Origin of the sequence: Vibrio sp. 10N.222.55.C7, assembly GCF_041473335.1 — a bacterium.
Taxonomy (GTDB): Bacteria; Pseudomonadota; Gammaproteobacteria; order Enterobacterales; family Vibrionaceae; genus Vibrio; species Vibrio crassostreae_C.
This window is the reverse complement of the sequence record NZ_JBFRSC010000078.1, coordinates 1-13302: the sequence shown is the minus strand read 5'-3', so window position 1 is coordinate 13302 and position 13302 is coordinate 1. Positions and strand designations below refer to the sequence as shown.

At 42.7% G+C, this 13302-nt stretch carries 10 protein-coding genes and 1 pseudogene; 5 read left to right on the top strand and 6 right to left on the bottom strand.

Features of this window, described 5'->3' with window-relative positions; all coding sequences use genetic code 11:
• Positions 1-184 precede the first annotated feature (184 nt).
• The 3 genes and pseudogenes from AB4482_RS22475 to AB4482_RS22465 form a co-directional block, all read right to left on the bottom strand.
• Positions 185-865, bottom strand: a pseudogene (locus tag AB4482_RS22475) (MFS transporter); the annotation flags it as partial.
• On the bottom strand, positions 855-2003 hold the full coding sequence (locus AB4482_RS22470; RefSeq protein ID WP_372098103.1) for a phosphotransferase: 1149 nt from the start codon (positions 2001-2003) through the stop codon (positions 855-857). The pseudogene AB4482_RS22475 and the gene AB4482_RS22470, both read right to left, overlap by 11 nt.
• An 11-nt stretch (positions 2004-2014) precedes the next feature.
• Positions 2015-2299 carry a GNAT family N-acetyltransferase gene (locus AB4482_RS22465; RefSeq protein WP_004732803.1) on the bottom strand — a complete coding sequence of 95 codons (285 nt, stop codon included), beginning with the start codon at positions 2297-2299 and terminating at the stop codon, positions 2015-2017.
• A 274-nt stretch (positions 2300-2573) separates the two neighbouring features.
• On the opposite strand from AB4482_RS22465, the gene AB4482_RS22460 reads away from it, so the two are divergent.
• On the top strand, positions 2574-3320 hold the full coding sequence (locus tag AB4482_RS22460) for a flagellar brake protein (protein ID WP_017065025.1): 747 nt from the start codon (positions 2574-2576) through the stop codon (positions 3318-3320).
• Between the two features lie 192 nt (positions 3321-3512).
• On the opposite strand, the gene AB4482_RS22455 is transcribed toward AB4482_RS22460, so the two are convergent.
• Complete coding sequence (locus AB4482_RS22455) at positions 3513-5873, bottom strand: Lon protease family protein (protein ID WP_372181742.1); 2361 nt, start codon at positions 5871-5873, stop codon at positions 3513-3515.
• Between the two features lie 240 nt (positions 5874-6113).
• Here AB4482_RS22455 and AB4482_RS22450 point away from each other — a divergent pair, with 240 nt between their 5' ends.
• Both AB4482_RS22450 and AB4482_RS22445 read left to right on the top strand, forming a co-directional pair.
• On the top strand, positions 6114-6608 hold the full coding sequence (locus AB4482_RS22450) for a hypothetical protein (protein ID WP_102320288.1): 495 nt from the start codon (positions 6114-6116) through the stop codon (positions 6606-6608).
• A gap of 12 nt (positions 6609-6620) precedes the next feature.
• A complete protein-coding gene (locus tag AB4482_RS22445; RefSeq protein ID WP_372181740.1) occupies positions 6621-8249 on the top strand; it encodes an ABC transporter ATP-binding protein in 1629 nt (542 codons plus the stop codon).
• A 563-nt stretch (positions 8250-8812) separates the two neighbouring features.
• Here AB4482_RS22445 and AB4482_RS22440 read toward each other — a convergent pair.
• Together AB4482_RS22440 and AB4482_RS22435 are read right to left on the bottom strand one after the other, a co-directional pair.
• Positions 8813-9844 (bottom strand): HlyD family secretion protein, encoded by a 1032-nt coding sequence (locus AB4482_RS22440; protein ID WP_372112107.1) that lies wholly within the window; start codon positions 9842-9844, stop codon positions 8813-8815.
• A gap of 389 nt (positions 9845-10233) precedes the next feature.
• Positions 10234-11223 carry an alpha/beta hydrolase gene (locus AB4482_RS22435; protein ID WP_371713928.1) on the bottom strand — a complete coding sequence of 330 codons (990 nt, stop codon included), beginning with the start codon at positions 11221-11223 and terminating at the stop codon, positions 10234-10236.
• A 123-nt stretch (positions 11224-11346) separates the two neighbouring features.
• Between AB4482_RS22435 and AB4482_RS22430 the strand changes: the two genes are divergently transcribed.
• Entirely contained in the window at positions 11347-12234 is an 888-nt protein-coding gene (locus AB4482_RS22430) for a LysR family transcriptional regulator (protein ID WP_372074983.1), read from the top strand.
• A gap of 694 nt (positions 12235-12928) precedes the next feature.
• Complete coding sequence (locus AB4482_RS22425; protein WP_102257651.1) at positions 12929-13108, top strand: hypothetical protein; 180 nt, start codon at positions 12929-12931, stop codon at positions 13106-13108.
• The last annotated feature ends 194 nt before the right edge of the window (positions 13109-13302 follow it).

The following is a 13302-nucleotide window of genomic DNA, read 5'->3' as shown; positions in this document are numbered from 1 at the left end:
TTTTCATGATCTTGCCCTGTGATGAGCTTACAGAAAGTGTAAAGAATGAGCTCAAAAATCAAAATATATTACATAAAGCAGTAATTATGTAAAGAATGTGGCAAGAAAAAAAACACACGCACCATACAGCGCGGTACGTAGAGAGCTTTACCAAATATCAAGCAAGTCTAGTTACTCTGTATAATGCAAATACGGTGAAGATTTGTCTTCTCGCACCGCTCATAAACGTTAGCGCGTAGTAGAGCCAGTAACGCTTCCGCAGTACCAACTTCTTATTCTGTGGCGTTTTGGTCTGAAACTCAGGGAAGCCAAAGGTCATCACCAAAACCAGAATAAAACCAATGCCGCCAGTAATGCCGTACACCCAAGCAAAGTCGAGCTTCAGCTGTTCTAGCATCACCCAGATAGATCCGTAAGTGATTAAGGATGCCAACGCGCCGACTGAGATCATCTTACCTAGCATCTCTGGCGCTTCTTCTTTACTCAACCATTGCAGTGACAAAGACTGCTTCAGCGTTTCAAAATAGTGAAAGCCCGTCGACATTAAAATGGTAGTCAGCAACAATCCAGTGAGTGAGGGGAACAGACCCGTAATCGCGGTGCCTACAGTGAGCATCGCCAGCGATATCAACATGAAGCGTTGCTCACGAATGAATGCCAACACAAACACTACGGTAAACGCTAAGAAGCCTGGGATCTCACGAACACTTTGCAACAAACCAATATCGGCGCCATCAAAGTTCGCTTTCTCAATCACGAAGTTATTAAGCAGAGCCATCCAGCTCGAAAACGCGATAGGGACAACAATCGAAATCAGTAATAAGAAGTTTTGCGGCGTTTTCCAGCTCGCGGTTCTATCGAACATTGACGGACTCCTGTTCGTCTAATTGAGTGAGCACTCGTAAGGTCAACTGCTCAGTATAAGGGTTAATCTTCCAATGCTCTGGGCTCCAGCCTTTTACGAAACGTTGGAAATCGGCCCACGCCACGTAAAGCATTGGTCGCCATGCTGCTTCTACCTCATCAAATGAAAGGTGTGGCTGATAGTACGCCAATGCCTCTTTCAAGTAGTGGAAGTAAGCATCTAGTACTTCTGATTCAAGCTCTGCGCAATCTTGTGGCCTAATCGCGCTGCTCATGAACAAGGCGACGTCTTTCATCGCACAGCCGTAACCCACATATTGGAAATCGACCGCAGCTGCTCGCTCGCTTTCAGAATCAAAACAAAAATTGGCGAGCTTGGCATCGCCATGGACTAAGGTTTGATATGGACACTCTTTGAGTAAACGGTCGATGTGCTTGGCTTGATTCTTCAATGGTAAATCAGCCAAGGCATTGAGCTCATCAGGACGTGTATCTAGATGCCAATAAGTACCGACTTGCCACAATGATGACAACTGCTCTTGATTGATATTGATATGCTTTGCGTGAAAGTTAGCGAGCCATTTAAGGCAAGCATCGCGTTGTTTTTGCTCTTCTCTTGTGTAACTAGATGCCTGATAGTCAGAAGCAGCAAGCACATCAAACTGAGAGATCAACGGGAAGCCAATATCCGCTAAGTCTTGCATCACTATCAGCCACTCATTCTCTTCTAGTTCACATTGCAGCCCAACAGGTACAGGGCAGCGCTCGTCCCATTGTTGGGTGAATGACTGATACCAAGCTGTTTCCACTTGGTAAGAGTGTACCTTTCGTTGGTGAGAGAGTTTGGTATTCCAACCCTTTGGGTGTTCAGCTTTATCTGGCAACGCGACATGTTTAACAATCACACTCTTGAGTTCCGCACTGCTTTCTTGAGAAAAGACTAAGCGAACTAACTCGCCATATCCACCCCATAGGCGTTGAATCACTTGGACATCAAACCCTTCATGACAACCCAGCGAGGTCGCTATTTTTTGATAAAGCTCATTTTGATAAAACTCTTGTTGATAAAGCTCTGGCTGATTTTGACTTGAACCCGCTTCAGGTTGAGCTCGATTATTCGACGATATTGATTGAGACATATTACTCGTTGTTATGCTTTATCGGATAGAAGGTGTGACCACTGTGGCTGCCTATTCATGTAGTGAACCACATAGCTACAAACCGGCACAATTTTGAAGCCCGCTTGTTCAATTTCAGGCAATACCGACTCCATCATCACCTTGCCAAAGCCCTTGCCTTGTAGTTCATCAGGGATTCGTGTCGAGGTGATATGTAGCACATCTCCGTCCTTTTGATACTTAACGACCGCGAACTGGTTGGGTTCTAGCTCAACTGTGATCTGGTTCACTTCTTGATCCCATTTTACTGCCTGCATTCTCAACTCCTGCAAATAATTGATACGACAAACAATAAAAGTTTGAAGTATGAGTTCCTTGTAATAGACTAACGCAAGTGCATATAAATAAAACTAAGTACTTAAAAACAAAGTAGTTAATTCAGTGCCATCGGCTTAATATAAAAACAGCAATGATAAAAGGCACTCTATAAATCTATGTGAGTACGCCTACTCAATCTAGCACGTAATAACCCCTTGTTAGCAAGTTACCAATATAACTAACAGACGCATGTTGGCGCATGGAGAATATATAATGAACGCACCACTGAAGAAGCCTTTGGAGCATAATCAGGCACTTCAAGACCCTCGTAACCGCACCGTTTCTACGATAAACAGCACCGATGCACTGGCCATGATTGAGCACGGCAGTGAGCTGACATTAAATGTCTCGACTCCGGTTGGCACTAAGTTTCTCGCCACCACTAAATTTATCGGTACGCACAGTGATAACTGTATTGTGGTTGAGGTTCCCGAGGTATCCAATGAAGATCTGAACTTTTTCTTTCAAGAAGGTTTTTGGATGACCGCTCGTGCCTATTCTCTACGAGGTGAAGGCGCACTTATTCACTTTAGAAGCCAAATTCACCATAAGATTGGTGAACCTTTCCCTATTCTTGTGCTTTCGACACCAAGCACGATGCAAGTCACTCAGCTGCGTAAAGAAACACGCTATGAAGTGAACTTGGCTTCAAGAATTATCTTCAACGACCAACGAGCAAACTGTGAGATAAGAGACTTATCGAAAAGTGGTTGTCGTTTTGTAACCTCACCGACCTCTCGTGCAATTCAGATTGCCGATCGAGTGTCTATCGAGATTACACCTGAAAACTACAATGGCCCTCTTATCCCTCCATTGAGAGGCATCGTCTGCAATCTACAGAAATCGACACACTACGCTCGATACGGTGTCGAATTTGATGATATTGGCCGAGCTAACGCCAAACACTTGTTGGCAAAACTGAAGTTCGATGGCACCAAGCTTTGCTTACGAAATGGGTAACGCCTTTTAACACGCGACTTTCACCGAATACAGCAAGCTGACCAAATACAAATAGCTCACTGGTAAACCAAATCGTAACCAACAAAAAAGCCATCGACTCTAGAATCGATGGCTTTTGCGTTTGAGCTGTTTATCTGTTTGTTTATCTATCTATTTAGCTTAGCTATTAAACTGTGTATCTAGATATTCAAACTATTTGCGCAGTGCGTTCAGTTTAGCTTGGGCGATACCAAATATAGTATCAATTGGATAACTACCCTCATCACTCGCCTCACCTGCGGCTTTGCCTGTGAACAGCTCAATCGCCTCTGTTACATGGTCAATCGCCCAGATATTAAACTCGCCCTTTTCAACCGCTTTCACGATATCGCTACGCAGCATCAGGTTGTGAACATTTGAACGCGGGATGATCACCCCTTGTTCGTTTGAACGCCCTTTGATTTCACACACATCAAAGAAACCTTCAATTTTCTCGTTCACACCACCAATAGGCTGAGACTCACCAAACTGGTTCATCGAGCCTGTAATCGCGATGTCTTGACGGTTTGGCTGCTTAGAAAACGCTGACACCACCGCACAGAACTCAGCCATACTCGCACTGTCACCATCGACGCCACCATACGATTGTTCGAAGGTGATGTTAGTGGTGAGCGGGACTTTGGCTGTCTTGCCAAATACGGAAGAAAGGTAAGCCGACAAGATCATCACGCCTTTTGAGTGAATGCTGCCACCTAAGTCTACGTTTCTTTCGATATCAATCACTTCACCATCGCCGTAAGCCGTGGTGGCAGTAATTCGGTTTGGCGCACCGAACATGTGATCGGTGGTGCTTAATACAGACAGAGCATTCACTTGCCCAACCGCCTGACCATCAACATGGATCAGTGTTGTGCCGTTGGTAAACGTCTCCATTACGCTGTCTTGCAATCGTCCTACACGCATCTGTTGGTTCGACAGTGCTTGGTCGACGTGGGTAGAACGAATCAGGTTCGATTTCGCCCCTCTCGCGACGTAGTTAGACTCACGAAGCAGGTTCGCAATATGTGCCGAATGCAGCGATAGCTTGCCTTGGTCACCGGCCTGACGTGAGCTGTGCTCAATGATGCGAGCAATCGCTTTGCGATCACAATGCAGCATATTGTTGTCGTGCACGATACTCGAAATAAAGCGCGCGTAGTGCATTTCAGAATCGGGAGTACGCTTCATCTCATCTTCAAAATCGGCCGTCACACGGAACAATTCACCAAACTCTGCATCGTAGTGTTGCAGCAGTTGGTAAGTTCGGTAGTCGCCAAACAGGATGATCTTGACGTCCAATGGAATCGGCTCTGGATCAAGCGATACCGCGCCCGTTAAGGTCACCTCTTTCTCTAATGAAGTGAAGCTCAATTGACGTGAACGCAGCGCTCGTTTCAAGCCTTCCCAAACGTACGGCTGCTCAAGTACCTTCACCGCATCCATCAGCAATACGCCACCGTTAGCTCTGTGTAAGCTACCTGCACGAATCAATGAGAAGTCTGTAAAGACAGTACCCTTGAACGTTGCCGTTTCTACATAGCCAAACAGAGAGTGATAATTTGGATTCTCTTCCACCACGATCGGCAGAGTCTCCTCCTTTTGGCTCACAATCACGTTAACATTGTAGCGACGCGGCATTTTCTTATCCAAAGAAGCGGTTGCAACTTCGGCTTGCTCAGTGCTCTCTTCTAAGAAGATGTCAGCGTTGTCGACAATGTCTTTACGCAGTGCCGTTAGGTACTTTTTAATGTCTGGATATTGGCTGTAATCCTTCTTCAATTGCTTGATGAAGTGCGTGATCACGTCTCGCGCCGTATCATCATTCAGTTTTTGAATTTTCTCAGTGTACGTTTCTTCAAGTTCCGTCAACTCACGAGAAATGGTTCGCAGACCGACTTCCAATCCATCAATGGTTTTATCGAACTGGTCTTGCTCTTCTGGCGAAAGCAGATCGAAGCTCTCTTCGGTATGAAGATCATCCCCATTCATGGCCACAAACTGGTAATCACCCTGAGTGGTGATCGTCAGGTTAATGCCCTTGTCTTTCGCTTCTTGGCTAATGCTTTCTAACGCGGCTTGTTGCTTAGCTGCTAATTGGTTTTTAAGCCTATCAGCACGGCTAAAGTACATCTCGTTATCAAACGCTAGAGGCATACCTTTCAGCAATTTACGCATTAGCTTTTCAATATCTTGCTTTAAGCTGCTGCCAACGCCACGAGGTAATTTCAGTACCTTAGGTGTACGAATATCTTCAAAGTTCGCGATATAACACCAATCAAAAAGCTCCTGCACTTCTTGAGGGTGACGGTTCAGATAGCGCAAGATCATGGTGCGTTTACCCAGACCATTTCGCCCTATCGCATAAATGTTGTAACCCTTTTCCTTGATTGACATCGCGAACTCAACGGCTTTTTGTGCCCGTTCCTGCCCGACGATTTCGTCAATTGGAGCCAGTTCTTTGGTCGACTTACATGGTAGCTTATCTAAATCCGCTACCTGATACAGCTGTTCTGTATTGAGTCTTTGCATCGCCATCGCCGCCTCCTTAGTCCTTCATTACTTGGGTGTAGATAAAATCAGTGTAGATGTAATTTCCTACAAATTTAGTGACTTACGCTACACAGCTGTTCAACTGAACAAATAACACACAATTTAAGCCATTTTTAGGAATAGCTCGTCATTTAATTCACCAACTTAACATGTGAATGATTTTAATTTGCAATTGATAATAAATATCATTAACATTTTCTGATATTATAAATTGAGGATGTGGATATGGAAATTGAACGATGCTGGATGCACTACCTAAAAGCTGAACAGTTAATGGAACAAGGTCACTGGCCAGAAGCACAACGCCTTTATGGTGATGTTCTAACCTCACTTCCTCATCACATCCAAGATGCAGCATACCAAAGCGATATCAAGCCTTGCCAATTTGCCTGCTTGCTTGCCGGGTTAAGAGACGCGAGCGTCGCTCAATCAGAGATACTCAACCGATTAGGTCAGCACCAACAAGCCTTCGATACCTTGAATCAATCTTACGCTCTGATGCAATTTATCTCTCTGGAGAACACTGAGCTGATTCAACGTACCTTTGGGTTATTGGAAAAGCAGAGCGAAGGTTTGCTCAATCACCTGATCGCTTTTTGCAGCGCTCAGCGCAGTTCGTATTGGATGCTCGAACTAGAACAAATTCAACGTGCTCATCACCATTTTGGGCAACTTAAAACCACGTCAGAAGTGAAATCTTCACCTAATGTCTTAAATTGATAAGGATATATCATGTCGGACCGGGCCATTCTTAAAGTCAATAACCTCTCCGTTAGCTTCACAACCAATGATGGAATCATTGATGCGGTAAAAAAGGTTAACTTTACCCTTAATTCTAGCGAAACCTTGGCCATTGTTGGTGAATCAGGTTCAGGTAAATCAGTCTCTTCTAACGCACTCATGCGTTTGCTCCCTGATAACGCCATCATTGATGCTCAATCTGAAATAGAATTTGAGGGGCAATCAATACTTGGCAAGACTGAACGAGAAATGCAGTCGATTCGTGGCGACAGAATCGGCATGATCTTTCAGGAACCGATGACCTCTCTCAACCCATACCTGCGCGTGGGCACACAAGTGGCTGAAGCCATTATGTGTCACCGCAATGTATCGAAATCAAAAGCAAAACAGCGTGTGCTAGAGCTCTTCAATCTTGTGCATTTACCAATGCCTGATCAGGCTTACACCAAGTATCCGCATGAATTTTCGGGTGGTCAGTTACAGCGCATCATGATCGCAATGGCGCTGATCAATGAACCAGACATTCTGATTGCCGACGAACCCACCACAGCATTGGATGTGACTGTTCAGGCGGAAGTGCTTTCTCTTATCAAAGAGATTCAAGGCAAAATGGGCATGGCGATTTTGTTCATCACCCATGACCTAGGCGTCGTGAAACACTTTGCCGACCGTGTACTCGTCATGTGTAAAGGGGAGTTGGTTGAAGAAGGGCAAACACAAGAGCTGTTCGATAACCCTAAGCACGATTACACACGCATGCTAATTAACTCGATTCCTAAAGGCGCTAAGGTTCCTGTTGAGGCGTCAGCCCCAGAGCTATTGTCTGCTGACGACATCCGAGTTCAGTTCTTGGTTAAATCACATTTCATCAAGAGTAAAAGTCAGTACTTCGAAGCCGTAAAAGGCATTTCGTTGAATCTTAAACAAGGCGAAACGCTAGGCATTGTGGGTGAATCAGGGTCAGGTAAATCGACCCTTGGACGTGCATTAATCGGCTTGCTGCCAAGTACCGGACGTATTGTTTACAAAGGCCAAGACGTTAGCTTATTAAATGATAAAGAGCGTCACAAGCTCAAGAAAGATGTCCAAATGGTGTTCCAAGATCCTTATGGTTCTTTATCACCACGCATGACAGTTGGGGAAATCATCACCGAAGGCTTAACGGTGCATCAACCTCATCTATCCAAGCAAGAACGTTTAGAAAGAGCGCGCAAAGCATTGATTGAAGTTCGCTTAGAGCCAAATTCAATAAACCGTTATCCACATGAGTTCTCTGGCGGGCAAAGACAACGTATCGCGATTGCTCGCGCACTGATTCTAGAGCCCTCTTTCATTTTGCTGGATGAACCGACTTCAGCACTCGATCGCTCAGTACAACTGACCGTGATTGACCTGCTGAAAGACATTCAAGCCAAGCACAATATCGGCTTCCTGTTCATCAGCCACGATCTCTCGGTAGTGAAAGCACTGTCGGATCGCGTACTGGTGATGCAGAAGGGCGAAGTAATGGAAGAAGGGTCTGCAGAAGAGATTTTCAATGCGCCGAAAAACAACTACACCAAGAAATTAATCGCTGCGTCATTCGACTTAGAAGATAAATCGAAAAAAAATGCCGCATAAAGGGAACTAATCAACATTAACAGCGTCTTATAATTACATTCTGAATAATCTCCTAATGGATTGAAATCTAGAATGGATATAGCAAAACTGGTTTGGCCGCCAAAAGAGAAATGTCGCATGGATGCGACATTTTTCGTTTCTGGCGTATATGAAAAATCAACTCAGTGATTCGAGCCAGTGATTATGAAGGTTTGCTAAAATTGACGGACTTTTAACAGGGTTAGCTGATAGTCGGGTTACAGTCGCAGAGCGGCTTCGTTCAACTCATTTTTGGACAAAACCTTGTTACGAACCTCAGAGCACTTAAAGTTTCGGATAACTTCTGCTATTGAAATAGTAATCAATTTGCTTACATTCTAAATGAAGAGAACAATAGATTATTTAACCCCAATAACTTTATCTAGCAACTCTTGTAGGCTTAATAGTAATTGGTACATCGATCTCTGGTGTAATGATAAATCATCAAGACCTCGCTATTCACTAATAATAGAAATAAAAACAGCCCAACTTATTACAGTGGACTGTTTCATGGAGAGACAATAAAGGTAAATTGTCGAGTTATATTATAAAGCAAAAAGTATGGATTTTACGGATTGTAATCTTACATGTGCGGCGCCAATGATATCCATGAAGCCTAATATGCTATGAGGTTTTTTAGCACTAATCCATGCTGTGCCAGTACTTCCTATAGGGAGCATATCCATAGTTTTACTATCAACTTCTAATATTACTGTCCGTCCAATTGGAGCAGCCCCTCTTTGTATGTGGCCAGATACCATTTGCTCAACCGGCATCAAGTTCCCCTGAGCTTCTCCAGTAGCCTCTACAATGCTATGAACTCGCGCTCTAAATACCTGAGCTGGGTAAGCATCTACATAGAATTCGCTAAACTGCCCCCTTTTAATGTTTTGGTAAGCTTGTTCTGGTATTCGCATTTCGACGAACTTATTTTCAATATCCCATAAATGCAAACCGCCAACACGAGAACCATTAGCAATGTAGACATGAGTAACCATGCCTTTAAATGGTGCTCGTACCGTCAACCTATCCAATTCAAATTCGACATCCCCTAACTTCGCTTCTAATCCTTCATGCTTTGCGTAAAGCACGTTTATATCGGCTTTAGTTGTAGCTATCATATCCGAAGATAATTCCACATCCCTTGCTGTCGCATGATGTTCCAACCCCAAATTTCTCTTATGGTCTCTCATAGCCTGTGCAAGCTTGATTTCTTGCGCTTCTATCGAACGAGCTAACTCTAATTTACTCGCATTCAACCCTGTTTTAATCGAGGTTAATTTGTCGTCTCTTTGGGTATAAAGAATCTCTCCCTTTTCTACCACCTGATTGTGCTCAACATAGATAGTATCTATCTGCTGACCGAACGGAGGCGCAACAATCGCATGTGGCGCTTTGACTGTTGTTGAGTTAGTCAAATCGGCAGGAGAATAGAAGCGGTGAGATACAAATAAAATCAGTAGTAATACAACCCCTACAAACGTGGTCCAAAAATAATTTTTCGGTGTTCGTTTTAGTATCTTAAATTTAAACAGTAACCACACTAACAAAAGGTAAGGAACCATAATCTCTTTCATGACCTAGCCTCCTTTATCCAAAGTTGAAATTTATCCCAATCAATGACTATCGTTAATACGGCAACAACCCATAATGGCTTCCAGATCAACCCCAAAAGACATAACCAAATTACAAACTTAGCTTGTGACAGGTTCTTTTCTTTAGCTAACTTCTTAGGGATTGAATGGATATGCCATAACTTCGCTGCGATCCAAACAAATAGTAAAACAGTAGCAGTGGTTACGACCCACATAAATATTTCAGATTCTAACAAGGCATAGACGCTAGGGATCTGTTCATATGTCAACGTTGTTTGATGAATTTTGATATTGCATACCTCTAAGATTATGGGAAGCTACTCCCACTGTTTGCATCCTGCCTGCTTTTTTAATCTATCAATGGGAAAGTTCTAGTTACTTCTTTGGTCAATGTTACTTACGAAGTTCATAATGCGTTGCTCTACTGACATTCTCATTCCGTCACCAGATAAGCTAACAGCCTCCGCAGGATAGAAATGTCCAAACCCTGGTACCCAAGCAAACGTGTTTTCAATTTGTTCTTGTTTATAGTGTTCAAGCAGAGGTGGATTGATCGAGAATGCAGCATGCAAATCATTCTGCCCTTGAAAGAGTAATACAGGGCTAGATGCTTCAAAATTGGTAGTGTTCTTTATGATGTCAAAGCCAGCAGGACCACCAGAAAGCATGAACGTACCAGCAACAGGTAACTTCATTCCATGAGCAACATTCAAGCTAGTTACAGCGCCAGCAGAGAATCCTCCCAATACTACCTTTGATGAATTGAATCCATATTCATTCGAGTTTTCTTTGATATAACCAACCGCATTACGTAAGTCTTCAGCAGCAGATAAAATCGCTTTATCAATGATCGATTTCTCAGAAGGGTTATTGAAGTCTAGCTGGTCATATCCTAATTGGTGTCTAACTAGGTTAATTTGCTGAGACATTGAACTAATACTTTCAAGGTCCAAATCTTCAGCCGTGTAACCAATGCCTGTCGGTAATGGATTTTCGGGAGCTAATCGATAATCTATTGCAAAACAAACATACCCTTGTTTTGCAAACCTTTGGCAATAGTCATTCATAGAAGTATCTTGCGCACCGCCAACATTGAAGCTTAAATCGGGCGAACCTTGATGAAACGCACCGCCAAATGTCATCACAATAGCTGTCTCTTTAATATGACTCTTGTCTGTAGGCTCAAATACGTTCATCCACAACTCTCTTGAATGAACTATCTCATCGGTTGTGACATTACCAAACCCATACGTTACCTTAGGCGTCATTTTGAAACCCAAGTCGGAACTAGCTTGGGAAGAGAATACAATTACCGCACTACTTAGGATAGCAATCGGTAGTCCTGCTTTAAATTTTGACATAGTTGACCTCGCATAAAAGTTTATGATTTTCGATATAAAGCTTATTACGAGAGTGCTATAGTAAAAAGACGCACTTGAGGGGGAATCCCCCCCTGTGTATAGATTATTTAAATGGGACTACATATGTTCACGAAAGATCAAATAGTTAGTTTTTGTGCAGTTTTCGATAAAGGCTCGTTTAGTGCAGGGGCTAGATTTTTAAATCGAGACAGAACAACTGTCCGTGAACATATTTCAGTTATGGAAGACAACATGAGGTTGCCTTTATTTGAAATGAAAGGCCGCTCAACTCTACCGACTTTAGCCGCAAAAAAACTATACCCAAGGGCAAAAATAATTGTAAGGCAAATAGAAGAGTTTGAACTTACAGCCCTTAACTCCTTTAACAATGACTTACTCATCATCAATATTAACCATGACACCACCATTCCTATATCATTGATTCATCATATCAACTCAGCCATAAGCAAAGACTTCCCAAACATCCAATTAAACTGGTTGCATCGAGGCCGAAAAGAAACCATTGACGAGCTGATTAGTGGTCAAGCTCATCTAGCATTAATGACAATCAAGATGTTAGTTCAACCAGAAAATGAAGTTAATTATATAAATCTTGGCCGAATACAACACAAAGTCTATGCCGGAGCAAAAAGTCACCTTGCAAATAGGATGGTAAAAATTTCTGATTTGAAACTGGAGAAACAATTTATCTACGAGCACTACTTCAATGCCTCGATTCAAGGGTCAAATATCTCTCCTCAATATCAGTTAGTCAGTACTAAGGACGTTTTAATTGAGTTACTAGAGAAGGATGGGTGGGCTGTTTTACCAACTGAACATGTAGAAAAACACTATTCGAAAGATTCAATCGTGGAGTTAGATGTATTCGAATTAGTGAATAGCCTTGATTACCACATTGGTATATTCTTCTCACCCTCACTAGAGCAGCATGATGTTATTTCTAATATTATGACAAAAATTAGAAACTACGCTGAAAAAGAATACAATTAGCAAGGTAAAATGCATTCACCCCAATAATTTGCAGGTTCTACAATCACCCCGCCATTTATAACTGCTGAATTTTAGTCGAATTGTGCACCCGAGAATTGAGTGGCAAAAAGTAGTAGCTCACATTTGGACAACAGCTTGTTTCCCAAATTATTCTCATGAATGTTACTGGTACCTAAACACGTTTCGGGGCAGAAGCGTTTTAGAGTAGTCGCACTAAGGCGCTCTTGTTCCATTTAGATTTGCTTATGCTCTTATTTCCCAACAGGTCAGTAGTATTGCAATAACAAATTACTACAAGATATTTCAGGCTTAACTCAAACAAATCTTATTATGTTAGGCTTTCAACTAAGCCTCTTAGAAGAATCATTGCCAGAAGTACATTATTGTAAAAAAACTCTTTTTAATCAGTGTATTAACCTTATTCTCAGCCTCAGCTCAAGCAGAGAAAACCCCTTACCTAGAGTGCGAAATAGAAAAGTCAACTTACATGACGCATGATGATAAAGTTATTGAAGTCCCGCCATTAGTATTCAGAGTTAAGCACGGTAATGATGAACCAACCGTTATGCTGCAAACTTAGTGGTTAGCTAAACTCCAGCATGCATGGGTTCATACTGTAGCCATAGATGGTAAAAGGCTAGAAAATGAGCACATGGGATTGACGTCGACGGTTACTCTTCCATGGAGGTACGAAATGAAGCCAGACCGTATTGTCCTGTATAGTGAATACGGTTACGAGTACACGGGAAACTACTTTACTAAAGCTATCAGACAAATGGTGATCGAACGTACGAGCGGTAATATTGTAATTTTTGACGATAAGGGTGGTGTAAATACTGAAGGCAGATGTGAAACAGTAAAAGTGAAGTTCTAAATCTGTGCCCCACGTTTTGTAAGTGACCTTCCACATTTGAAGCAGGAAAGCTGTTAGCTATGGACATCTCGCTTCTATCCCAAACAGTGGCATCAGTCTAGACTGTGGGGCGATACAAATAACCTCACCCTATAAGTACTAAAGAGTTGTCGTCGACTTTCCCGTATACCCATTAAAAAAGGTTCATCGCGGCT